At 44.1% G+C, this 23,473-nt stretch carries 21 protein-coding genes; 15 read left to right on the top strand and 6 right to left on the bottom strand.

Going from position 1 to position 23,473, the window contains the following annotated elements; all coding sequences use genetic code 11:
• Positions 1-23: 23 nt before the first annotated feature.
• The 5 genes from FHS57_RS27680 to ffh all read right to left on the bottom strand — a co-directional run bounded on the left by FHS57_RS27680 (position 24) and on the right by ffh (position 6,524).
• Complete coding sequence (locus FHS57_RS27680; RefSeq protein ID WP_183979407.1) at positions 24-3,146, bottom strand: ligand-binding sensor domain-containing protein; 3,123 nt, start codon at positions 3,144-3,146, stop codon at positions 24-26.
• A gap of 71 nt (positions 3,147-3,217) precedes the next feature.
• On the bottom strand, positions 3,218-4,126 hold the full coding sequence (locus FHS57_RS27685) for a S66 peptidase family protein (protein WP_183979409.1): 909 nt from the start codon (positions 4,124-4,126) through the stop codon (positions 3,218-3,220).
• Between the two features lie 46 nt (positions 4,127-4,172).
• Positions 4,173-4,703 carry an NADH-quinone oxidoreductase subunit J family protein gene (locus FHS57_RS27690; RefSeq protein ID WP_183979411.1) on the bottom strand — a complete coding sequence of 177 codons (531 nt, stop codon included), beginning with the start codon at positions 4,701-4,703 and terminating at the stop codon, positions 4,173-4,175.
• A 6-nt stretch (positions 4,704-4,709) separates the two neighbouring features.
• Positions 4,710-5,198 carry a hypothetical protein gene (locus FHS57_RS27695; protein ID WP_183979413.1) on the bottom strand — a complete coding sequence of 163 codons (489 nt, stop codon included), beginning with the start codon at positions 5,196-5,198 and terminating at the stop codon, positions 4,710-4,712.
• Between the two features lie 12 nt (positions 5,199-5,210).
• On the bottom strand, positions 5,211-6,524 hold the full coding sequence (gene ffh, locus FHS57_RS27700) for a signal recognition particle protein (RefSeq protein ID WP_183979415.1): 1,314 nt from the start codon (positions 6,522-6,524) through the stop codon (positions 5,211-5,213).
• 144 nt (positions 6,525-6,668) lie between these two features.
• Between ffh and FHS57_RS27705 the strand changes: the two genes are divergently transcribed.
• The 12 genes from FHS57_RS27705 to FHS57_RS27760 all read left to right on the top strand — a co-directional run bounded on the left by FHS57_RS27705 (position 6,669) and on the right by FHS57_RS27760 (position 18,252).
• Positions 6,669-8,834, top strand: a complete 2,166-nt coding sequence (locus FHS57_RS27705; RefSeq protein WP_183979417.1) for a T9SS type A sorting domain-containing protein — start codon at positions 6,669-6,671, stop codon at positions 8,832-8,834.
• 142 nt (positions 8,835-8,976) lie between these two features.
• A complete protein-coding gene (locus FHS57_RS27710; protein ID WP_157607765.1) occupies positions 8,977-9,351 on the top strand; it encodes an NADH-quinone oxidoreductase subunit A in 375 nt (124 codons plus the stop codon).
• 19 nt (positions 9,352-9,370) lie between these two features.
• Positions 9,371-9,916: an NADH-quinone oxidoreductase subunit B gene (locus FHS57_RS27715; protein WP_028526557.1), complete on the top strand. Its 546-nt coding sequence runs from the start codon at positions 9,371-9,373 to the stop codon at positions 9,914-9,916.
• 24 nt (positions 9,917-9,940) lie between these two features.
• Entirely contained in the window at positions 9,941-10,444 is a 504-nt protein-coding gene (locus FHS57_RS27720) for an NADH-quinone oxidoreductase subunit C (protein WP_028526556.1), read from the top strand.
• A gap of 18 nt (positions 10,445-10,462) precedes the next feature.
• A complete protein-coding gene (gene nuoD, locus FHS57_RS27725; RefSeq protein WP_183979419.1) occupies positions 10,463-11,695 on the top strand; it encodes an NADH dehydrogenase (quinone) subunit D in 1,233 nt (410 codons plus the stop codon).
• A gap of 12 nt (positions 11,696-11,707) precedes the next feature.
• Positions 11,708-12,208, top strand: a complete 501-nt coding sequence (locus FHS57_RS27730) for an NADH-quinone oxidoreductase subunit NuoE family protein (protein WP_183979421.1) — start codon at positions 11,708-11,710, stop codon at positions 12,206-12,208.
• 21 nt (positions 12,209-12,229) lie between these two features.
• The gene (gene nuoF / locus FHS57_RS27735) at positions 12,230-13,570 is read left to right on the top strand and encodes an NADH-quinone oxidoreductase subunit NuoF (protein ID WP_122930843.1); all 1,341 of its coding nucleotides are present in this window, start codon (positions 12,230-12,232) and stop codon (positions 13,568-13,570) included.
• A 35-nt stretch (positions 13,571-13,605) separates the two neighbouring features.
• Positions 13,606-14,715 carry an NADH-quinone oxidoreductase subunit G gene (locus FHS57_RS27740; RefSeq protein ID WP_028526552.1) on the top strand — a complete coding sequence of 370 codons (1,110 nt, stop codon included), beginning with the start codon at positions 13,606-13,608 and terminating at the stop codon, positions 14,713-14,715.
• 18 nt (positions 14,716-14,733) lie between these two features.
• Positions 14,734-15,837 carry an NADH-quinone oxidoreductase subunit NuoH gene (gene nuoH, locus FHS57_RS27745; protein ID WP_183979423.1) on the top strand — a complete coding sequence of 368 codons (1,104 nt, stop codon included), beginning with the start codon at positions 14,734-14,736 and terminating at the stop codon, positions 15,835-15,837.
• Positions 15,838-15,907: 70 nt separating this feature from the next.
• Positions 15,908-16,486 (top strand): NuoI/complex I 23 kDa subunit family protein, encoded by a 579-nt coding sequence (locus FHS57_RS27750; protein WP_183979426.1) that lies wholly within the window; start codon positions 15,908-15,910, stop codon positions 16,484-16,486.
• 12 nt (positions 16,487-16,498) lie between these two features.
• On the top strand, positions 16,499-17,044 hold the full coding sequence (locus FHS57_RS27755) for an NADH-quinone oxidoreductase subunit J family protein (RefSeq protein WP_183979428.1): 546 nt from the start codon (positions 16,499-16,501) through the stop codon (positions 17,042-17,044).
• Between the two features lie 11 nt (positions 17,045-17,055).
• Positions 17,056-18,252: an anhydro-N-acetylmuramic acid kinase gene (locus tag FHS57_RS27760; protein ID WP_183979430.1), complete on the top strand. Its 1,197-nt coding sequence runs from the start codon at positions 17,056-17,058 to the stop codon at positions 18,250-18,252.
• Positions 18,253-18,773: 521 nt separating this feature from the next.
• On the opposite strand, the gene FHS57_RS27765 is transcribed toward FHS57_RS27760, so the two are convergent.
• Positions 18,774-20,030 (bottom strand): aspartyl protease family protein, encoded by a 1,257-nt coding sequence (locus FHS57_RS27765; RefSeq protein WP_183979433.1) that lies wholly within the window; start codon positions 20,028-20,030, stop codon positions 18,774-18,776.
• A gap of 247 nt (positions 20,031-20,277) precedes the next feature.
• Between FHS57_RS27765 and tpiA the strand changes: the two genes are divergently transcribed.
• From tpiA to FHS57_RS27780, 3 genes are all read left to right on the top strand, one after another.
• Positions 20,278-21,042 (top strand): triose-phosphate isomerase, encoded by a 765-nt coding sequence (tpiA, locus tag FHS57_RS27770; RefSeq protein WP_183979435.1) that lies wholly within the window; start codon positions 20,278-20,280, stop codon positions 21,040-21,042.
• A gap of 81 nt (positions 21,043-21,123) precedes the next feature.
• On the top strand, positions 21,124-22,215 hold the full coding sequence (locus FHS57_RS27775; protein ID WP_183979437.1) for a hypothetical protein: 1,092 nt from the start codon (positions 21,124-21,126) through the stop codon (positions 22,213-22,215).
• Positions 22,216-22,259: 44 nt separating this feature from the next.
• Entirely contained in the window at positions 22,260-23,213 is a 954-nt protein-coding gene (locus FHS57_RS27780) for a YihY/virulence factor BrkB family protein (protein WP_183979439.1), read from the top strand.
• The last annotated feature ends 260 nt before the right edge of the window (positions 23,214-23,473 follow it).

A 23,473-nucleotide genomic window follows, 5' to 3' on the forward strand; every position in this document is an offset into this window, starting at 1 on the left:
TAAATCAATTAAATGCCTCATATTCAATTGATTTCTCTGAAAGACACCAACCATTTCCGAAGTGATTCAATGACTTGTTTTACGTCCAGAAGCGATAATTCGGGGCGTTTTGAGGTCATGGGGATTTGAATAAAAACGGCATTTCCCTCCCCTACTTTTGGCGTCCAGACAATTTGTCCCCGCAAAACGGCCACCCTCGATTCGATATTCCCAATGCCAAGCCCTTGCTTTGCCTTGGCATAATCAAATCCTTTGCCATCGTCAAAATAATCAAAATGAATGATATCTTCATCTTGATGCGCACGAATGGTAATCTTCTTACAATCAGCGTGTTTTAGGCTGTTGTTCATTAACTCTTGGGTGATTCGGTACAAGCCCGTTTCGATTTCGGTAGGTAAACGTTCGGGCAGCCGAGAGGCATCCATTTCTACACCTACCACGCCCGATTGGCTGATTTTGCGCACCAACTCTTCAATAGCCGCTGCATAACCGTATTGTTCCAGCACCCTCGGACTTAGCTCGCGCAGCATCCGTCGAATGTCCACAATCGAGTCATTGATTATCTCCAATGTTTTACTTTTTATCTCCTGACTTTCAGGCTTTTTAGACAAATATTTTGTCATCGTGGACGCATAAAGCTTGAGTGTTGCAAGTCTTGCTCCCACCTCATCGTGCAGGTCTTGGGCTATTTGCTTACGTTCTTGTTCCTGCGCATCCAAAGCAATTCGTAGTCTTTCTTGTTCTTTTTCTTTCAAACGAACAAGTCTGTTTTTCCCTGCCACAAAAGCCACATAACCAAACAAACCTGTACAAACAAAATAGAACCACCACGTTTGCCAAAACGGAGGTTGTATCCGAATAAAAAGCTTCTTTTCATCATCACTCCACAGCCCATCACGGTTGGAGGCCATCACCCGAAAAACGTATCGACCTGGTGCGAGGTTAGCATACCGCACATAATTTTTACTACCACTGCGCACCCAATCATCGTCTTGCCCCTCCAGCCTATATTTGTATTCATTTCGGCCATTGCTGTAAAAATCAATGGCCGCAAATTCCAACGAAAAGGTATTTTGGGAATAGGGTAATGAAACGACATCGGTTTCGTTGATTTGTTTTTCCAATGGATAGGCTGCTTCATTTACACTAAAATTGTACAAATGAACACTAGGCTTAAAGGATAATTTCCGCATTCGTTCAGGATAAAAACTGTTAAAACCTTTTACCCCACCAAAAAATATCTCTCCTTCACTGGTCTCCAAAAACGCATTCCCGTTATACTCGTATCCCTGAATGCCATCAGCTACATCAAAATTTCGGAACTGGTTTGTTTGCTGATCAAAGTGCGAAATACCGTGATTTGTACTGAGCCACAAGTCTCTTTTTTTGTCGATAATTATCCCATAAATATACGAATTGGCTAGGCCATTTCGGTCGTTATAAAAGCGATAAACCCTATTTTTTGGATTTAGTTCGAGCAGCCCTTTCTCCGTACCAACCCAAAGCTTTCCACGAATTGTATCTTCACGTATCACATTGATATTGAAATACTTCATTCCATAATATACCTGCTTCCATTGGTTGTTTCGGTAACGATATCCGTACAATCCATCAAAATAAGACGACACCCAAATGGTACTATCTTTGGATTGAAACACCGAAAACACATTTCGATTTTTCAGCATGGGAGGACGTGAAAAAGTTGCCTTTTGGACATTAAAAATCCACGGGCCTTGCGGAGTTCCAAGTAAAAATAAACTGTCAGAAAGTTCAGTAATGTTTCGTGTATAGTTGTTTCGAGAAGGGTTTTTGTCAAACTGAAAAAGCGTAAATTTTTCTGCCTTTGGATCAAAATACATAATGCCACCGTACGTGCCTAACCACATCCGATTATGGCTGTCGCGAAGCAACGATTTTATAAAATTTAACGAAGGAATGGTTGGCATAGCAGCCTTCGTCAGGTATCGCTTGATGATGGTGCGGTTCTTGGGTTGATATACGTTTAAACTACCTTCGGTGCCCACCCACACGTTCCCATCGGGACTTTGGGCAAAACACCGAACCGAAAAATTATCCAAACGCCTTTCATCTGGCGAATCGGGGCTATCGGTTATTTTTCGCAAAACAGAAGCATTCGGAATTACTTTTAAAAGCCCATCTGGGTCAACGTTCGCCCAAATAATTCCTCTATTGTCAACGTAAATACGGGTAATCTCGTAATTGTCTAATTTTCGGGGTGTGACCAAGGGCAACGACAAAGGTTGCAGGGTCAATTTGGCGGGATTCAAAATCCAAAAACCATTTCGTTGGGTTCCTATCCACAATTTTTTATTGATGCCCTCAGCAATGCTATACACTGCCCCAATCGGCTGTCCTTCTGCCGATTTATCAAAGAATTGAAAAGTTGTATAGGTATTGTCAATACGAATGACGCCGTTTAACGACCCCAGCCAAACCGTATTTTTGGCGTCCACGTACAAACAAATGATATTAAGTGGAGTTCCGAGTTCGTTTTTGGGAGATTGGCTAAAATAATAATGGTATTTTTTTTCTTTGATATTATACCTCACTACCCCTTTGTCACCCACCATCCAAACATCTCCCGCAGACGTTCGCGTGGTCCAATCAATGTAGTCAAAATCCTGAGAAATAAATACCTCTGGCGCAATCACCCGATGGGTTTTGGTTTTGAAGTGATACGCCAACATCCCCTCACCTTCTCTGATATACCAAAGCTCGTCTTGATCGGCATAAAACGGAGCGGTTCGTTTTTTGATACCCGCGTGTTTTTTGTCAACAATGAGGGTAAAGTGCTCTGTCGAACGTTCATAACAATTCAACCCTTCCTCGGTACCTAGCCAAATATTGCCACGGCGATCTTCAACGATGCCCGCAATATTTACCCCATGAAGCGTATAAGGGTTGTTGGGGTCTGGTTTATATACCTTAAACGAATGTCCATCGTAACGATTCAAACCATCTTGCGTACCAAACCACATAAACCCCCGTGAGTCTTTGAGCATGTGATACGGCGAACCTTGTGATAGCCCTTTTTCTACCCCAATATGTTCCACCCGATAATCCTGCGCAAACAAGCATCGGCTTACCAACTGAATTCCTAAAAAGAAGAGGAATAATCTGTACACTTACCTGGGAGTTTAGGCCATAACTTCCTCTGTCAAAAGGCAGAGATAGGGCAAGTTACAGAAAAATATACTTAGGAGTCAAAACACAAGCGAGTATTTTCGGACGTCACTTCCAGCAGCGCATGTCGTCCGACTACCATGGCACGGTTATCAGCGACGTGCCCGACGGGAAAATCAAAGGCAACGGGATAATCAAATTCTTGCACGTAGTCACTGATAATTTCGAAGTGATTTTTACCAAAAGAAGCAGATTCGTTGTCTTTGAGGTCGGTAAATTGCCCCACGACGATGCCCGCCAGTTGGTCTAGCTTACGCGCTCGTTTCAATTGAACCATCATGCGGTCGAGGTTGTAATAGTATTCTTCTACATCTTCGATAAATAAAATTTTACCGCGTGTATCTATCTCAGAACGTGACCCTAACAAATGCGCTAAAAGGCATAAATTACCACCCACTACTGTTGCCGCTGCTTTGCCATTTCTGTTGTACGGATGAGCAGGCACATCATACGCAAGTTGCTCTCCCCAAAGCGCTTTACGCAGCGATTCAAGCGCATTTTCAGCACCTTCTTGGCCAAATAGCTTGGGCATAGTAGCATGCAAACTCTCAAAACCAAGGCGATGCAAGTGGCAGTGTACGGCCGTAATATCGCTAAAACCTACCAGCCATTTGGGCGATTTTTTAAACTTTTGAAAACGGAGGGTATCAATAATTTTTGAACTACCATAACCACCTCTCGCCGAGAAAATAGCCCTAACGCTCGGGTCATCAAGCATGTGTTGTAAGTCTTGGCGCCGCTCCTCGTCGGTTCCTGCAAACTGGTTGTAATGAGAATAGAGGGTGTGACCTTCAACTACCTCAAGCTCCCAGTCTTCTCGCAAAATTCGCAACCCCTCTTCCAAGGATGGGTACGACACTTTACTGGCCATTGCCACTACCCCTACTCGGTCTCCAGCTTGTAAAAATGATGGTCTTATCACGTAAAGTCTAGCTTCTTTAAGTTCAAAAAATCCTGTTTTAATTTTTCTATTTTTCTCGCTTAACGGCCAAATAGGTAGCGCCAATCAGGGCCATGAGCAACAAAATACCTATTACTTCAAAAGCCCAAACGTGGGTTGTCATTAGATGAATCCCAAACTGACGTAGTGTTGTACTTCTAACGGCTGGGTCAATCACATCGTCGGGGCCGTGTAGAATAAGAAAATTGGCATGAACAATCAACCAGAATAAACCGCCAAAAATGGCCAACGCCACCACAGTTCCCCAAAAATGGTTTATGTGGGTCGTCAGGACAATATTCGCCTGTTGGCTATCCGTTCGGTCGGCTCGGTGCGTCAGCATGACCCCAAAAATGAGGAGAATCAACACCCCACCTACGTAAATAAGTAACTGAGCCACTGCCAAAAAATCGGCTCCTGCCAAGACAAACAGCGCCGCAACCCCCAATAAAGTAATAAACAAACTCAAAGCGGCATACATCACATTGCGGGTAAAGAGTATCGTAAGGGCTGCTCCCACTGCAAGTGCTGAAAAGCCATAAAATGCTATTTCTTCCATTCTCCGCTATTTTTTTCCAAAGGTGTAAATCAGCCCAAAGTTACTTTTTAGAATGCCCGACTCAAACTTTCGCTCGACGTAAGGGGCAATTTCTAACGCAATTTTTACTTGGGGCACTGTTTTAAAGGGCGAAACGCGCGTTCCGATATTGAGCGAATAGCCCTCCACCACATTTTTTGTTTGATTGGCCAACACCCCAATAAAATTAAATCGTACGCCGCCGCCTGCATAAAATTGAGCGGCGCTTGTTTGTTTAAAATTAAACAAAGGCAACACCTCCGTACTAAGGCTTCCAAACAAGGTGTTGGTTTGTAGGCGAGCATCCAGCCAAAAAACCTTGGCAGGGTTTGTACTCACCGAAATCAGGCCATTCCAAGGGTAGTATCCTACCGATTGAGCTTTCACCTGAGCCATTCCCAAGAATAAGCCTAAAAAAAGCCCCGTTCGGAGAAGAGTCCGAGCGGGGTTTAATGATTGGTTCTGCGTTAAAAACATTTGAAAATGGTTTTATCTCATTTTAAGTTTACCCATTTTTTCCATTGTATTCATCTTTTTCATCATTTTGCGCATTTCGTCAAACTGTTTCAAAAGATTATTTACTTGCTGTAAAGATGTACCACTACCTGTTGCAATACGTTTCTTACGGCTATTGTCAATCATGTCTGGGTTTTCGCGTTCTTTCGGAGTCATTGACTGGATGATGGCCTCAATCGGTTTGAAAGAATCGTTGTCGATATCCATATCTTTCACGGCACTTCCCATGCCTGGAATCATTCCCAACAAATCTTTGACGTTACCCATCTTTTTGATTTGTTGTAATTGTCCCAAGAAGTCGTTGAAATCGAACTTATTTTGACGCATTTTGGCGTTCAAACGCTTCGCTTCGTCTTCGTCAAAGGCTTGTTGAGCGCGTTCTACCAACGAAAGTACGTCTCCCATTCCCAAAATACGGCTCGCCATACGATCAGGGTGGAAACTATCAAGGGCTTCCATTTTCTCGCCCGTTGAGATAAACTTAATCGGTTTATCTACAATTTGGCGAATTGAAAGCGCCGCTCCCCCACGAGCATCACCGTCTAACTTGGTAAGCACAACCCCGTCAAAGTTCAAACGTTCATTGAACGTCTTGGCCGTATTTACCGCATCTTGCCCCGTCATTGAGTCAACAACGAACAAAATTTCGGAAGGTTTTAGGGCTGCTTTGATATTTTCAACCTCACGCATCATGACCTCGTCAACGGCCAAACGACCCGCTGTATCGACAATCACAATTTTCTTGCCCGACTTTTTGGCGTGGGCAATGGCGTTTTGGGCAATTTCTACTGCATTTTTATTTTCTGGCTCGGCAAAAACTTCTACACCTATTTGCTCACCAAGCACTTTCAGCTGGTCAATCGCCGCAGGACGGTAAATATCACAGGCCGCCAACAACACCTGACGCCCTTGGCGTTTGAGTGAGCTGGCCAATTTACCCGAAAACGTTGTTTTACCCGAACCTTGAAGACCCGCAATCAAAATTACGGCAGGATCACCTTTGGTATTGATACCTTCGGCATGCCCACCCATCAATTCAGTCAACTCTTCATGGACAATTTTCACGAACATTTGCCCAGGCTCAACCGCAATCAAAATCTTCTGATCGAGGGCTTTATCTTTGATTCTGTCCGTAATTTCTTTGGCAACTTTGAAGTTAACGTCGGCGTCCACCAAGGCGCGGCGCACCTCTTTAATCGTGGCGGCTACGTTAATATCCGTAATTCTGTCTTTCCCCTTGAGGGTTCGAATGGCTTTGTTTAATTTATCCTGTAAGCTTTCAAACATAGTAAACGCAAATAAAATGAGGCCACAAATTTAGTGAAACAAGTCTGGAAACCATAATAACTTTGAATAGCAGTGTGAAAAGTAGTGTGATAATTTTAAATTTGCGCCGCAAAAAACTTAAAAATCGAAACGTCCGTCATGATTATGCAGAGAAGAACAACTACTTACTGGCGCTGGTTGAATGTGTTACTGATTGTGTTTATGACAGTAGGTACGTTGATGGCCCAAGTCAAAATTACTTTTCCCGTCGAAAGAGCCATTTTTCAGCGTAACAACGCCAACCAAGCAGTTATTTCTATTGGCGGCTACTATACACAAGCAGTTGACCGCATCGAAGCACGGCTAGTACCTGTGCTCGCAGGGCAAGGACAAGCCACTGACTGGACTACCATTCAAACAAATCCCAGTGGAGGCACTTTTTTAGGTACTTTGACAGGCCGTGGGGGTTGGTACACGCTAGAAGTAAGGGGATTTTATGGTCCAAACCAGATAGGACGTGACGCCATCAGTCGGGTAGGTGTTGGGGAAGTATTTCTGATTGCAGGCCAATCCAATGCCCAAGGCTTCTTCGATTTTGGCGCTCCCGCTGCCACTGATGACCGCGTAAATGCCGTAACTTGGGACAATCAAAACTCAGACAAAACCAACAATCCGACACTTACTTTCGCTCAGGTTACCGCCAATATGGTCATTGGACCTCGTGGACGCAGCGCTTGGTGCTGGGGTGCCTTGGGAGACTTGCTCGTCAGAAAGCTCAATGTTCCAGTGATGTTCATGAACGCCTCTTGGTTTGATACTTCCACCCAAAACTGGTTAGATGCCGCCAATGGCAAGCCCGTTGAGAGCCGAGTTCCAGGCGTATTCTTACCTCCAGGCATGCCTTATGCTAACCTCAAAGCATCGCTCCAATACTATGGTTCTATCTTAGGATTACGGGCTGTTTTATGGTTGCAAGGAGAAAACGATGCCGCCGCCCGTGTAACAAAGGCAGCTTACCAAAATTCATTACAAGGCTTAGTAAACGTTGCTCGCATTGAGCAAGGAGAAGTGTTATCTTCACTCCCTTGGGTGTTGTCGCGCACTTCTCGTTATGCCTTCAACAGCGCCTCGTTTGTATCTCAAGATGTAATTGACGCCCAAACAGCCGTCATTAATATTCCATTTAACAAATGCTACGGTGGGCCTTTCACTGATAATATTCAAGTACCACGACTTGCCAAAAATCCCGTCAATGGCGAAGACGACTACGTTCACTTCCAAGGACAAGGCTTGGTAGATGTAGCACGGGCGTGGGATAATTCTCTTCCTCCAAGCTTTTTTGCCACCGTGGTGCCCGTTATGGCACGGACAGTTTTACCCATTTCTATCAGTTGCAATACCCCTGCTGTTAGTTTTAATGCCAAAGCGCCCAATGGCTTTTCTTCTTACTTGTGGAGTACTGGCGAAACTACCCAAATCATTACGGTAAAAGGAGCAGGTACCTACCAAGTTACGATGAAAGATAACGCTGGGAATACCTACCTAACTGCTCCCATCACAGTGACCGAAAACGTTGAACCACCTGTTCCAACCATTACACCAAGTGGCGAACAAGTAATTTGTGCTGACTCGACCATCACCTTGTCGGTCAATGTATCAGCTGTTAATACCGTTACTTGGAGTAATTCATTTGAAGGCAGAACTATTTCGGTAAAAAACCCAGGCCAATACACTGCTAGAATTTCAAATATTTACGGGTGTAGTTCTGCTGTTTCGTCACCAGTAACCATTAAAACTATCAGCATAAAAGCACCGTCTATTGTTCAATCAGGCCCTTACAGTGTACAAGCGGCTGTTGATTCTACGATTTATTCGTTTGCTGACTCAAAGGTTTCGGCCATTTCTTGGGACTGGCAACAAGGTAGCCGCGCACTGCCCAACAAGCAATCTGCCATCAAGACAACATCTATTGGTGCATTCAGTGTCCGTTCTCGGGTGACGTTTGTATCATCGACGGGCGGCAGTTCACGTACGTGTGTATCTCCTTTTTCTTCAGAAATAACCGTTCGCCCCGCTGGTGAGGAAGAAGGTTTAATAATTTATCCCAATCCGAGTCGTCATGGGAAAATTGCCATTGAAACCTTCCAAGACCTGACAAATGTGCAGATAACCGTCGCCCACATTTCGGGTCAAGTGGTTTACCGTGAGAAACTTCCCGTGTTGGACGTCCGCAAAGTAGTGGATTTGTCGCACCTCCCAGATGGGGAATATATTTTCAAAATTTCGTCCACCACCCTCAACGATTCACGACGAATTATTATAGATTATTGATATTTTCGGGGCTTCTGTGGTGTACAGAAGCCTTTCTTATTAATTTTACAGCGCCGTTCAAAAACCAAAGCCCTAACATTTGGTTTACTTAACGGACATTCCTAATTTTGAGTATTAAGTTAATCTGCATTAACCAATCCCCATACGAATGAATTATTTACCTTCAGACTACCTACCTATCCTCATTCAACTAGGCTTGGCATTGGCCTTCATCGTGGTGACCATGATAGTAACGCACTCTATTGGTCCAAAGCGAAACAGTGAGCGTAAAGACGAAGCTTTTGAATGTGGTATCGAATCAAAAGGAGATGCGCGTACTCCTATTTCCATCAAGTATTTTCTAGTAGCTATTCTTTTCGTCTTGTTTGACGTGGAGGTTATTTTTATGTACCCTTGGGCGGTCAATTTCCAAAAATTAGGGTCGCTAGGATTTGTAGAAATGATTTTATTCATGGGCTTGCTTTTGGCTGGCTTCTACTACATTATCCGCAAAGGTGTTTTAGACTGGGAAAAATAACAACGATTAACCATCAATTATGGCAACTGATATAAAAATAGTAGAAGCCCCTGAAGGATTCGAAGGTTCGGGCTTCTTTGCTACCTCGTTTGATAAAGTAGTAGGTTTGGCCCGTAGCCACTCGTTGTGGCCATTGCCGTTTGCGACGTCTTGCTGCGGAATTGAGTTTATGTCCACCATGGCTTCGCGTTATGACTTGGCTCGTTTTGGTTCAGAGCGTCCTAGTTTCTCACCTCGCCAAGCTGACATGTTGCTGGTTGCAGGAACCATTGCCAAGAAAATGGCCCCTGTCTTGAAACAAGTTTACCTTCAAATGGCCGAACCTCGTTGGGTTATTGCCATTGGTGCTTGTGCTTCAAGTGGTGGTGTTTTCGATACGTACAGCGTTTTGCAGGGCATCGACCGCGTTATTCCTGTGGATGTATATGTACCTGGTTGCCCTCCTCGCCCTGAGCAAATTTTGGAAGGCATCATGCAAGTACGTGAACTTACCCACAACGAATCACTCCGCCGTCGTAATGGTGCCGAGTATCAAGCACTTTTGGCATCGTATAACATTCAGTAATCATCGATTTTATCATTGAGACTTATGCTCAACAATCAATCAGTAGCAGAAGAAATCGTCAAGAAATTTGGGGATGATGTATATGATTTTGAAGAGCCATTTGGGTTGCTCACGTTGACTACCACGCGTGAGCAGATTATTCCAATGCTCGAATACCTCAAAAATCACTCAGAATTTAAAATTGGCTTTCTAACAGATATTACTGGGGTACATTTTCCTGACACCACCCCCGCCACCGAATACTGTGTGGTATATCACTTGCACAGTTTTATTCACAATTTTCGGGTACGTATTAAAGTCTTTTTGGCAGAAGCCGATTTGCACATTCCAACGGCCTCCGAAGTATATGCAAGCGCCAATTGGATGGAACGCGAAACGTTTGACTTCTTCGGAATCATCTTCGATGGCCACCCTAATCTAATTCGTATCCTGAACATGGAAGAAATGGATTACCACCCAATGCGCCGCGAATATCCGTTGGAAGACGCTACCCGTGAAGATAAAATTGATGCTCTTTTTGGAAGATAATTTTAAGTAAAACAAGAAATGACCGAAGCTAACATTGCCAAATCAACTAGCGGTACTCTTGTCAAAGACGAACCAGTACAATACGTCAATGAACTGACTACCCTCAACCTTGGCCCTACCCACCCCGCGACACACGGTATTTTCCAAAACGTGTTGACGATGGATGGTGAAAAAATCATTGCTGGGGAACAAACAGTCGGGTATATCCACCGCGCTTTTGAAAAAATTGCCGAGCGTCGTCCGTTTTACCAAATTACGACCCTCACCGACCGCATGAACTACTGCTCTTCTCCTATCAATAACATGGGATGGCACATGACGGTTGAAAAACTCCTCGGCGTTGAGGTTCCAAAACGGGCTCAATACATTCGCGTTATTATGATGGAGCTGGCACGTATTGCCGACCACATCGTTTGTAACGGTATCTTAGGCGTTGATACAGGCGCATTTACGGGCTTTTTGTACATCTACGAGTACCGTGAAAAAATCTATGAAATTTACGAAGAAATGTGTGGTGCGCGTTTGACAACCAACATGGGTCGCGTAGGTGGAATGGAACGCGATTTGTCGAAAGAAGCGATTCGCAAAATCAATGAGTTTTTGACGACATTCCCCCCTATTTTCAGAGAATTCGAACGGTTATTTAACCGCAACCGTATTTTTATGGATCGTACCGTTGGGGTTGGCGCTATCTCTGCCGAGCGTGCCATGAGTTACGGCTTTACGGGGCCAAACCTTCGTGCTGCTGGGGTGGACTACGACGTTCGGGTGATGAACCCTTATTCTTCGTACGAAGATTTTGAATTTGACATTCCAGTTGGACAACATGGCGATACTTACGACCGATTCATGGTTCGTGACGAGGAAATTTGGCAAAGCCTTCGCATCATTGAGCAAGCGTTGAAAAATCTTCCAGAAGGCCCTTATTTTGCCGATGCCCCCGAATACTATCTGCCTCCAAAGCAAGAAGTATATCGTAGCATGGAAGCACTCATCTATCACTTCAAAATTGTGATGGGTGAAATCGACGCTCCTGTTGGCGAGGTGTATCATGCTGTTGAAGGCGGAAACGGAGAACTTGGATTCTACTTAATCAGCGATGGTGGACGTACGCCTTACCGTTTGCACTTCCGTCGTCCGTGTTTTATTTATTATCAGGCTTATCCTGAAATGTGCGTTGGTAGCACCATCTCAGATGCTATCGTGACCATGAGTAGTCTTAACGTAATTGCAGGTGAGTTGGATGCTTAATCGACTTTGAAAATGACTGAAACTACACATACTGTTGCTTTTACTACCGAGCGTCTAGCCAAAGCCAAAGAAATCATAGCTCGCTATCCAGAAGGTAAACAAAAATCTGCCCTTTTGCCTTTGCTTCACCTTGCCCAAGAACAATATGGCTGGGTAAGTCCTGAGGTGATGGATTATGTGGCTGGATTGCTCACTATTTTGCCCATTGAAGTATATGAGGTGGCATCGTTTTATACCATGTTTCACCTTGACCCCGTTGGCAAACACGTCATTGAGTATTGCCGTACGGGTCCTTGCTGCCTCATGGGTGGTGAAGATGTTTATGGATACCTCAAGACAAAATTGGGAATTGATACGGGCGAAACCACTGCCGATGGCAAATTTACCATCAAAGAAGTGGAGTGCTTGGCTGCCTGCGGATGGGGACCCGTCTTTCAGGTTCGTGAAAAGTACTACATGAACCTGACCAATGACAAGATTGACGAAATCATTGACGAATTAAGCAAAGACTAAAAGATATTTCATCGATATACTATGCCAGTAAAAATTCTTACCGAACACATAAATGTTCCCGGTATCGACACCTTCGAAGTCTATCGTAAGATGGGCGGTTATACTGCGGTAGAAAAGGCATTGAAAAAAATGACTCCTGACGAAATCGTGGAGGAAGTCAAAAAATCAGGTGTCAGAGGACGCGGTGGAGCAGGTTTCCCGATGGGAATGAAGTGGAGCTTTTTGGCCAAACCAGAAGGAGTTCCTCGCTACTTGGTCTGCAACGCCGATGAGTCAGAACCTGGTACTTTCAAAGACCACTACTTAATGAAAAACAACCCTCACTTGTTGATTGAGGGGATGATTGTTTCAAGTTTTGCGCTTGGTGCCAACAAATCATTCATTTATGTACGTGGTGAATTGATGTATGTCATTCACATCCTTGAAAGAGCCATTGAAGAAGCAAAAGCTGCGGGCTTTTTAGGAAAAAATATTTTGGGAACTGGCTATGACCTTGAATTGGTCGTTCAACCAGGCGGTGGTGCTTACATCTGCGGAGAAGAAACGGCCCTTCTTGAATCATTGGAAGGAAAACGTGGAAACCCACGCAACAAGCCACCATTCCCTGCCGTCAAGGGGCTTTACCAATGTCCTACGGTGGTTAATAACGTGGAGTCTATCTCAAATACACCTTGGATTGTCAACAACGGTGGTGAAGCTTATGCGGCACTTGGGGTAGGTCGTAGCACAGGAACGAAGCTTATTTCGGTTTCTGGCCACGTCAACAAACCTGGCGTTTATGAAATTCCATTAGGTATTACGGTTGAAGACTTTATTTATGCTGACGAATGGTGTGGCGGGATTCGCCCTGGGCACCACCTCAAAGCGGTGGTAGCAGGAGGTTCTTCTGTACCTATTTTGCCAGCCAACCTTATCCTAACATTGGCCAATGGTGACAAACGTTTGATGACGTATGAATCATTGTCTGACGGAGGTTTTGCCACAGGTACCATGCTTGGATCGGGCGGATTTATCGTCATGGATGAAACCACTTGTATCGTTCGCAATACGTTGACCTTTGCCCGTTTCTACCACCACGAGTCGTGCGGACAATGTTCACCTTGTCGCGAAGGAACTGGCTGGATGGATAAAGTGCTCGACCGCATCGAACACGGTAAAGGAAACATGCGTGACATTGACTTGTTGGTGGACGTTGCCAAAAAAATTGAAGGAAATACCATCTGTCCATTGGGAGATGCAGCAGCTTGGCCAATAGCGGCGGCCATTCGTCACTTCCGTCATGAATTTGAATGGCACGTGACCCATCCGCTCGAAGCAACAAAACCCGGTGCAGTGTACCGTGGTGAAATGGAATTAGTTTAAGAGATTGAAGTTTGATTTTGAACTACGAATAATACATGGAAACTACTGCACCGCAGTTATTCAAAATAACGTTTGACGGTATCGAAATCGAAGTGCCGCCTGGAACGACCATCATGCAAGCGGCCCGTAAAATCGCCGAAGCCGATCCTACAAAAATGCACCTTGCACCTCCAGCTATGTGCTACTATGAGCCATTGAAGGGTTCGGGTGGAAAATGCCGTGCTTGCTTGGTAAAAGTATCCGCAGGGTCAGCCAAAGACCCGCGCCCTATGCCTAAGTTGGTACCTTCGTGTATTACTACGGTGCAAGATGGTATGATTGTTGAAAACACCACCAACGAAGCCGTGGTAGAAACCCGCAAGGGAATCGTGGAGTTTTTGCTCCTCAACCACCCGCTCGATTGCCCAGTGTGCGACCAAGCAGGCGAATGCCACCTTCAAGACTTTGCGTTTGAGCATGGTCGTGTTCAAACGCGCTACGAAGAAGACCGTCGTACGTTTGAAAAGCAAGACATTGGCCCGTATGTTCAATTACACATGACGCGTTGTATTTTGTGCTACCGTTGTGTGTTTACTGCTGACCAAATCACCAACAAACGTGTACATGGGGTGATGAACCGTGGCGACCATGCCGAAATTAGTACGTACATCGAAAAAGCCATTGATAATGATTTCTCAGGAAACGTTATTGATGTTTGCCCAGTAGGTGCATTGACGGATAAGACCTACCGTTTCAAAAACCGTGTTTGGTTCACAAAGCCTGTAGATGCACATTGTGATTGTGAAAAATGCAGTGGTAAAGTGACGTTGTGGTACCGTGGAGATGAAGTAATCCGCGTAACTGCGCGCAAAAACGAATGGGGCGAAGTCAAAGAATTTATCTGTAATACCTGCCGTTTTGAACGTAAAAAAACCAGTGACTGGACCATCGAAGGCCCCATGAAAGTGGCACGTTACTCGGTGATTATGGCCAATAAATACCGCGCTGACTTGAAAAAACCAGAGTTTGGTTTGAAAGTAGCGGCCTCGCAATACAAGCAAATTGACGACTCTCGCCCGTTTGTCACTGACAACAGCACCATTCGGGAACTGAGTAAAGAAAATAACGCGAAAGCCAATCAACGTTCATTGGCCGAGAACAACTAAAAAACAGTCACTTCGATTATGGCTTTTTCAATAGACGCAGCTTTTATCATCAAGGCAATTATAATATTACTCATTTTTGCCATTACCCTGTTGATAGCAACTTACTCCACTTATGCAGAACGCAAGGTGGCAGCCTTTATTCAAGACCGTATTGGCCCTAACCGTGCAGGTCCGTTTGGGTTATTGCAACCCATCGCCGATGCCGTCAAAATGTTCTTTAAAGAGGACTTCATTCCATCACATGCCAGCAAATGGCTGTTTATTTTGGGCCCGTGTCTTTCCATGCTTACCGCCTTAATGACCAGCGCGGTTATTCCGTTTGGCGACAGCATCAAGTACGAAGCCGCCCCTGGTAAAGTTTGGGATGTGGCCGTACAAGCCATCGACGTTAACATTGGAATCCTATACGTGTTTGGAGTTGTTTCGCTTGGTGTGTATGGAATCATGGTGGGAGGTTGGGCTTCCAACAACAAATTCTCGCTTTTAGGCGCCATTCGTGCGGCTTCGCAGAACATCAGTTACGAAATCTCAATGGGTTTGGCTATTGTTGCCATTTTGATGATGACAGGGTCACTTTCTATCCGTCATATCGTGGAGCAACAGCACGGCGGCAACTGGAATATATTCTATCAACCGTTGGGTTTTGTTATTTTCATTACCTGTGCGTTTGCCGAGTGTAACCGTACTCCTTTTGACCTTCCTGAGTGTGAAACAGAGCTCATTGGTGGGTATCATACGGAGTATAGCTCAATGAAACTTGGTTTCTATCTCTTTGCTGAATACATCAACATGTTTGTTTCATCCGCAATGATTGCCAGTCTTTACTTTGGTGGGTACAACTACCCGGGCATGGATTGGGTACAAGCCAAATTGATTGCTGCAACGGGAGAAATTACGGGTCACAACCTTGCTACGTTGGTAGGTACGTTGGCTTTCTTTGGTAAGTCATTGTTCTTTGTATTCTTCTACATGTGGGTACGTTGGACATTGCCTCGTTTCCGTTACGACCAATTAATGAACCTCGGCTGGAAAGGACTTATTCCATTGGCCATTGTCAATGTTATCTTGACGGGGGGCGCCATTTTGTACTTGAAACCCTTAGTAGTTTCACTTTTGAAATAGCTTACAAGTGTTACAGCTTACTAATTATCGCCCTGTAAACTGTAAACTAGGAACTGTAAACCTTTGAGTTATGCAACTTACGAATCGTTCAAAACAAGTTAGTAATAAAGAAATGACCTTTGCAGAGAAGATTTATCTTCCTGCCATCGTCACAGGTCTAGGGATTACGATTAAGCACTTTTTTCAGAAAAAAGTGACCATCAGTTATCCTGAAGTTAAAAAGAACCTAGGCCCCGTATTTCGCGGGCGCCACGTCCTCAAACGCGACGACCAAGGCCGCGAACGCTGTACTGCCTGCGGTTTGTGTGCCGTAGCTTGTCCTGCTGAGGCGATTTCAATGGTGGCTTCAGAACGCCAAAAAGGAGAAGAAAATCTTTATCGGGAAGAGAAATACGCTGCCGTGTATGAAATCAACATGCTACGTTGTATTTTCTGCGGGCTGTGTGAGGAAGCTTGTCCAAAACAAGCCATTTACCTTCGTCACGATGAGTTTGTGCCCGTATTTACTGAACGTGATCAAGTAATTTGGGGTAAAGACAAGTTGGCCGAAAATATGAACAACCGCTATTTACGCACCGCTTGGACCAGAGAAGAAGCGCACGAACAAGATTTGAAAGGTATCGTAGCACAACCAAGAACACAACTGTAAACTACCTTAAAGATGGACTTTTCAACTTTTATTAATAACCTTACCCCCGCCGCTATTTTTTTCTACGTACTTTCGTTTTTGACGATTTTGTGCGGGCTAATGGTCGTTTTAGCAAGAAACCCGATTCACAGCGTACTTTTTTTGATTGGCACTTTCTTTTGTTTATCAGGACATTATGTGCTTCTAAACGCCCAATTCCTAGCCGCTGTTAATATCATCGTTTATGCAGGTGCTATCATGGTACTTTTCTTATTTGTCATTATGTTCTTGAACTTGCGTCAAGAAGACGAAGAATCGAAAACCAATTTAGTCAAAATCGCGGCAACCATTGTGGGTGGAACCCTCGGGGTTATCATGGTCGGTGTGTTGCGTAAATCACAATTTGGCTCTTACAATCCTTACGAATTTGATTCACAAGTGGGGATGGTCGAAAGTCTCGGAAATGTACTTTACAACGATTATTTACTTCCTTTTGAATTAGCGTCGGTATTGTTCCTTATTGCCATGGTAGGTGCCGTGATGTTGGGACGCCGCGAAGCTGGTGATAGACATTTTTAATCGACAGGCGAATGAATGCAAACCTCAGTAAATTAGTTGAGATTGCACAAAAGCCAACGCGACGAATCATAGGGCTCATGTCTGGGACATCCATGGATGGTTTAGACATAGCCCTATGTCGTTTTAGTGGGCATGGTGCAAAGACAACGCTTACCCTCGAAAAATTCGATACTATTGCTTTTGGTGATGACATCAAAGATGAAATTCGTCGGGTTTTTGCCAAAAAAGAAATTGATTTCCAACACCTTTGTCTCCTCAACCCGTGGGTGGGAAATTTGCATGGAAAACTCGTGCTGGATTGTTTGAAGAAATGGCAAATTGACCCGCAAGACATTGATGTTGTCGCGAGTCACGGGCAAACGGTTTTTCATGCTCCCAAAATTTTGCATCGGCTAGATAAATACCCCAACGCTACCCTTCAAATTGGCGATGGCGACCATATCGCCGTAACGACGGGCATTATTACCCTGAGTGATTTTCGGCAAAAACACTGCGCGGCGGGTGGTGAAGGTGCGCCTCTTGCTGTCTATGGCGACTATTTTATTTTTTCCAAAAAAGATGAAAACCGCATCATGCTAAACATGGGCGGAATAGCCAATTTTACGTATCTGCCAGGGTCGCTCAATGCCCAAGAGGTGTTCGTCACCGATACTGGGCCAGGCAACACCCTCATCGACGCTTTTATGCGTAAGTTTTTTAACTTGCCCTACGACCAAGATGGAAAAGTTGCTCTAAGTGGCCATGTCAATCAATCTTTGTTGGTCGCATTGAAAAAAGATGCCTTTTTTAAAGGGCCCTTTCCCAAGACAACGGGCCCCGAATTATTCAGTTTGGAGTACGTGCGAATTGCCCAGCAACGCAGCAATACCACCTCCTTATCTCCCGAAGATTTGGTCGCTACCCTTACTCAGTTTTCGGCAGAAACCATCGCCGAGGCCATTTTAAAAGTGTGCCAAAAAGACCAAGAATATCATTTGTATTTGAGCGGGGGGGGAATGCACAACCCTGCCCTCATTAAGGCACTTCGCAAATTACTGCCCGACTTTCCGATGGATGCCACCGATTCCTTAGGGATATCAGGGGATGCCAAAGAAGCGGTTTTGTTTGCCATTTTAGCCAACGAAACGCTTTGTGGAAATAACCTTGACTTTGGCACAAGAGAGGGAGTCCCCAGTGTTTCAATGGGAAAAATTTCATTCCCTAATTAAGCCTTGGCATTTTGTGGGTGTACAAATAAATGCAGGATTTAGTAACATTCCCTTCCCTTTAAAACACAGAGAGGACAATTAGAATAAACACATAGTAAACAAAGAAATCGGTCAGACGCATCGACCTTTAGATTTGTGTACTATGTGTTTAATTTTGCTAATCACCTAAAAGTCTCGTAAACCCTCCTTTGTTTAAGTCTTGAACTTTGACAAAGACCAAGGCTTAAATTAAGTACGTTGTTTATTAAGTTTCTTTATAATTTACCCGCAGATTTACGCTGATTCTAAAACCGCAGATAACCGCAGATTTTGGGTGATTAATTCGGCTAATGAGCTTATCTGCGCCAATCCGCGTTGAATTTTAATCTGCGTTTATCTGCGGGATAAAAAATATCATATTACTTTTCAAACAAGGCATTAAGTAGCAGAGCAAAAGTTTTAGGATATTTGCTTTAATGTAATTCGTTGATTTTGAACGGATAACGGTTAACCGCACGGGCGGCCCCGTTGTGCTTTAGCACTTAAATCATTCTTTTCAACTGAAATTTGGCAAAATGAATGACTCCTTTGCGGCGAACTAGCATCGCAATTTCTTTGCCCTCCCCTTTTTGAAGAAGTTTGTATATTTCACTGATAATCAAATCATCGGCTGATTTGTTATTAATAAACAGAAGTTCGTCGCCTTCCTGCAAGCCCGCGTCCCAAGCAGGCGAATCTTCAACCACTTTATCAATAATATAATCCTTAAAATCTTGGCCTTTGGCGCGAAACTCAATCCCACTCATATCGTGTTCAAAGGTTTCTTTCAAACGACGTTTGACGGGTTTGAGGACAATATACCGATCAGCATAATTGAACGTCACTTTAAAACGTCTTAAAAGTTCACAGCCAATATTTCCTTGACGTTCGTTTCGACTAGCAAATTTCATCCCAAACGATAAACTATCAGGAAACGACGCCAAGACATTGTCTAGTTCGTATTTGCCAAAACGGACTTTATCGATTCGGCCAAGATTGCCGTTAATCACGCCGTTTAACCCCCTCCCAAGCTGCGCCCGAAGTACTTTTTCTGGAAGTCTAACTTGGTTATCAGCGTGTTTGTCAATCAACAACGCATGGCCAGCGCCCGTATCAATCACCACCCGAATGGGAAGCTCTTGGCCATTGTCCACCAGCGCAATCACGTCGGCATAGGGCTTGGTATCTTCCACCACTATCGGGTAGCGATCACCGTGGCGACTGCGGTATTTATAACTTTCAGGTTTGTTCAGCAACAATTCCTTGTTCACAAAATCAATTGTGACTACAAAGTTATTAAACACTTCGTAGCCAAAAATTCCATCAATCGGAATCCCTACGTATTCCGACAGCCGAAGCACATCTTGTTCAAGAACAACGATATTTTGGTACGTTGCTTTCATTTTCCCCATTTCGAGGGTATTACCGATGGCCACCGAAGCCGTCAACGACTCCCCTTCTCCAGCCCCAGTTAGAACCACTTTTCGGGTAAATTTCAGTTTTTCTCTTTTTAGTGAATTAGGATTCGTAATAATCACTGAGCTCACGCCCGTATCGAGAATAAAGTGAAGGGTATCTGAACCGTTGATGTGAACTGGTACAACGATTAGATTAGCGTGCATTTCAAAAGGGATGCGGGTAAACTTCATATTACCCTGCAAGAAGAAGCCAAATTTGTCTTCTTTTTTTTGGCCTCGCTGGGCCAAAAGTGAAAGTGGCAAACAACAGGCTATTGCGAAAGATAAAAACCACCGTCTCATTGTCGTGCCGAAAAAAGGTAGGCTGTTAGTAAAGTTATGCTATTTTCTTAGAAAAACAAAAAATATACTACAAAAAGTGCCGTTTTGAATCAATTTATTCTTCTTAACTTCGCATCGAGTTTAATTGTTTTAGAAGGTTTGAGGCGGATTCTTTGGCAATTTCGACTAAGCTCGATGTAATATTGCTAAATACACCCAAAAATCGAAATAAAATTACTCCCAAAAACTTTTAAAAATCACCCATCCAATGAGAAAAAAAATTGTAGCTGGTAACTGGAAAATGAACAAATCGCTTGAAGAAGCGTTGAGCCTTACGTCGGAAGTAGTAAATATGGTACGGGACGAGGTTCGTGGCGACGTTGAAGTCGTTTTGTGTACACCTTACATTTACTTGCCAGTTTTGCAGAAATATGTACAAGAAGTAGATCGCATTTCCCTCGGAGCCCAAAACTGCCACCACAAGGCATCTGGCGCTTTCACAGGCGAAATTTCAGCTTCAATGCTTTCAGCGATTGAGGTTCCATACGTCATTATCGGCCACAGCGAACGTCGTCAGTACTTTGGAGAAACGGATGCGTTAATAGCACAAAAAGTAAAAATTGCGTTGGAAAACGGCTTGAAGCCCATCTTCTGCTGCGGCGAATTGTTGGAACAGCGTCAGAACGAGGATTTTATTGCCATCGTAAAAGACCAAATCACAGCAGCGTTGTTTGATTTGTCAGCTGAAGATTTTGGAAAAGTTGTCATCGCGTACGAACCTGTATGGGCCATTGGTACGGGCTTGACAGCCTCTTCTGCCCAAGCACAGGAAATGCACGCCGCACTGCGCGCGCACGTTGCTGAGAAATTTGGTGCTCAAGTAGCAGACGACACCACCATTTTGTACGGTGGCAGCTGCAACGAAAAAAATGCGGATGAACTTTTTGCTTGTCCCGACGTTGACGGTGGTTTGATTGGTGGTGCTTCTCTTAAATCAAGAGAGTTCACAAACATCATCAAATCGCGCATGTAATTCGTTTCGATAACATTCAAAACGCAACGGAGAAACCGAGATGCAACCTGTAGCTCCGTTTCTCCGTCTTTTTTTACAGGTATGAAAAAATTAACTCTTTACGCCATAGGGCTATTGGCTTTTGTAAGCTGTCAGCGCCCCGCAAGTCGTTCGATTTCAGGAGCTAGTATTGTCAAAGAAGGCTTTATTGACTGCTTTCAAGCGGGACTACAAGCCTCAGGCCGTGAGCTTTGGTGCGAAGCTTCTGCTGTTTTGTACGATGGCCAAAACCTCACTCTTGCTAACGACAAAGACATGCCAAACAACGACGCTGCGGTGTTTTATTGGGCTTATTCTGAAACCGATATGTTTGCCAATAAACCAACCTATTTGACCCAAAACTTACTCAAAACTAGCCAGAAATACGAAGATTTTGCCCTTGCTCCGAATCGTTCTTTGGCCTTTTTAAGCACAGGTTTTGATCGTGTCAAAGAAGGAAGCAACGAATGGGATGGCTATAATGCGCTTCTCTATTGGAAAGTTGGTGCCGACCCAAAAAACATTCAGCCCAAAGCTGCGCACTTGGTGGCGGGCGAAAAATTCTCCATGAGCCTTCGTAGTGCGTTGTCCAAAGCCCTCCGCTCCACCGATTTTCCTGACGGAATGCCTTATTTTAAAGTGGAAGGATTCGCAGCTACGCACGATAAGTTATATTTTGGAATCCGTGAAGAAGGAAAAAAATACGATGATTTTAAGTACAAAGCCAAAGTACTTACTGTCTCCTATCGCTTCGCCAATGATTCTTTGATGATTTCCACTAATTTTGAAACATTGGCTGACATCGATATTGCAAGTTTAGAACCCAGTTTACCAAAGCCATTGGCGCTTTCGTGCATCGAATACGACGCCAAACGCCAGCTATTTTGGGTACTTACCTCGATGGAAAGTGAAACACAGGGAAATAGTGCCTATCTATGGTGGGCAACCGAAGCCGACCTGAAGGCCAATAAACTCACCTTGGTCAAAGACCGTTCGACAGGTCAGCCGTTGAAGTTTACCCACAAAGCAGAAGACCTCACGCCTGTTGGGTCAAATACGTTGTTTGTCATTCACGACGATGACCGCAATCGCAGCAAAATTGGCGACCAAACCCGCCAACCTCATCAAGCAGCCTATTCAATTGTGGCGTTTTAAGGGAGTTTGAGCAGTCGAAAAATCACAAATTTTAAAACGGGTCCATGCTCCAACACTGGTCTAAATCCAAGTATCGTCAACTACGGAAGTTCTACCATTTTCTTCACCGTAAACGATTCTTTTCACTTTCAGTATCACTTGCCGACATCGTTACGATTCTGGTTGAAAAAATCCTTTTGTACAACATCGACCAACGCGCTACGGCTGTTGCTTATAATTTTACGTTGGCGGTTTTTCCCGCCACGCTTTTTCTATTTACCCTCATTCCGTACATACCCATTGAAAACATGGAGGTACAAATCATGGGATTTATGCGCGATGCCATGCCAGAGCCCCTCTATGAATTTGCCGCCACGACGATTTATGACATCATCAGCCGAAAACAAGGAGGCATTTTGTCGTTTGGTTTTATTTTAGCGCTTATTACCGCCACCAATGGCATGGGCGCCCTCATGACCGCCTTTAACACCGCCGACCAAGCCTCTGAAAATCGAGGCTATTTTAAAACCAAAGGCATTGCAATCATGCTGACGATTATGCTGTCTTTTGTGCTTTTTTTGGCAGTTTTGATCATTATTGTCGGTGGCTTTTTGGTCGATTGGCTTCACGACACCATTTTTCTCCGCGACAGCTTTACCGTTTTTTTATTAGATGTGGTGCGTTATGGCGTCATGTTTGCAACTTTTACGTTGGCAGTAGCCATTATTTATCGTTTTGCCCCCAAAATCAACCACGGCTGGCGATTTTTCAACCTTGGCGCAATCATCTCCTCTTTCTTGCTCATAGCATCCACCTACGGGTTTTCGTTTTATTTATCCCATTTTGGTAGTTACAATAAGCTCTATGGCTCCATCGGAACCATCATTGCGCTAATGATTTGGTTTTACCTCGTTGCTTTGCTATTGATTTTTGGTTTTGAATTAAATTTGAGCATTTGGCGGGCCAAATACGAAACATCTACGCCTCCGTCGAAGCTTACGAAGGGTACAAAAAAATAAATGCCGTACGCAGCGCGTGTCGGCATTTATGCACTACCCTAACCCATAAATATTGAAAGATGTTTTTCTACATCTTGATAAATACATAGAGAAAATCATGCCAAAGTTTTTCTTTATGTTGAATAAAATTTCTTCACTTTTAGCTCAAAAGCATTCAATCCCCTGTTTTTCAGAACACTTATCCTGCTTACTATTTTTTAAAAAAAAATTATTAGGCATTTTTCGCGGCGTTTTTTATGTCGAATAGATACACATACCGT

The organism is Runella defluvii (genome assembly GCF_014195535.1).
In the GTDB taxonomy this organism is placed as follows: domain Bacteria; phylum Bacteroidota; class Bacteroidia; order Cytophagales; family Spirosomataceae; genus Runella; species Runella defluvii.

What these genes read in the sequence shown, in the direction of transcription:
- FHS57_RS27765 (WP_183979433.1), bottom strand. Translation starts at nt 20,030, where the DNA reads ATGAGACGGTGGTTTTTATCTTTCGCAATAGCCTGTTGTTTGCCACTT.
- nuoF (WP_122930843.1), top strand. Translation starts at nt 12,230, where the DNA reads ATGCCAGTAAAAATTCTTACCGAACACATAAATGTTCCCGGTATCGAC.
- FHS57_RS27720 (WP_028526556.1), top strand. Translation starts at nt 9,941, where the DNA reads ATGCTCAACAATCAATCAGTAGCAGAAGAAATCGTCAAGAAATTTGGG.
- ffh (WP_183979415.1), bottom strand. Translation starts at nt 6,524, where the DNA reads ATGTTTGAAAGCTTACAGGATAAATTAAACAAAGCCATTCGAACCCTC.
- FHS57_RS27695 (WP_183979413.1), bottom strand. Translation starts at nt 5,198, where the DNA reads ATGTTTTTAACGCAGAACCAATCATTAAACCCCGCTCGGACTCTTCTC.
- FHS57_RS27750 (WP_183979426.1), top strand. Translation starts at nt 15,908, where the DNA reads ATGCAACTTACGAATCGTTCAAAACAAGTTAGTAATAAAGAAATGACC.
- FHS57_RS27705 (WP_183979417.1), top strand. Translation starts at nt 6,669, where the DNA reads ATGCAGAGAAGAACAACTACTTACTGGCGCTGGTTGAATGTGTTACTG.
- FHS57_RS27730 (WP_183979421.1), top strand. Translation starts at nt 11,708, where the DNA reads ATGACTGAAACTACACATACTGTTGCTTTTACTACCGAGCGTCTAGCC.
- nuoH (WP_183979423.1), top strand. Translation starts at nt 14,734, where the DNA reads ATGGCTTTTTCAATAGACGCAGCTTTTATCATCAAGGCAATTATAATA.
- FHS57_RS27740 (WP_028526552.1), top strand. Translation starts at nt 13,606, where the DNA reads ATGGAAACTACTGCACCGCAGTTATTCAAAATAACGTTTGACGGTATC.
- FHS57_RS27780 (WP_183979439.1), top strand. Translation starts at nt 22,260, where the DNA reads ATGCTCCAACACTGGTCTAAATCCAAGTATCGTCAACTACGGAAGTTC.
- nuoD (WP_183979419.1), top strand. Translation starts at nt 10,463, where the DNA reads ATGACCGAAGCTAACATTGCCAAATCAACTAGCGGTACTCTTGTCAAA.
- FHS57_RS27760 (WP_183979430.1), top strand. Translation starts at nt 17,056, where the DNA reads ATGAATGCAAACCTCAGTAAATTAGTTGAGATTGCACAAAAGCCAACG.
- FHS57_RS27715 (WP_028526557.1), top strand. Translation starts at nt 9,371, where the DNA reads ATGGCAACTGATATAAAAATAGTAGAAGCCCCTGAAGGATTCGAAGGT.
- FHS57_RS27755 (WP_183979428.1), top strand. Translation starts at nt 16,499, where the DNA reads ATGGACTTTTCAACTTTTATTAATAACCTTACCCCCGCCGCTATTTTT.
- tpiA (WP_183979435.1), top strand. Translation starts at nt 20,278, where the DNA reads ATGAGAAAAAAAATTGTAGCTGGTAACTGGAAAATGAACAAATCGCTT.
- FHS57_RS27775 (WP_183979437.1), top strand. Translation starts at nt 21,124, where the DNA reads ATGAAAAAATTAACTCTTTACGCCATAGGGCTATTGGCTTTTGTAAGC.
- FHS57_RS27690 (WP_183979411.1), bottom strand. Translation starts at nt 4,703, where the DNA reads ATGGAAGAAATAGCATTTTATGGCTTTTCAGCACTTGCAGTGGGAGCA.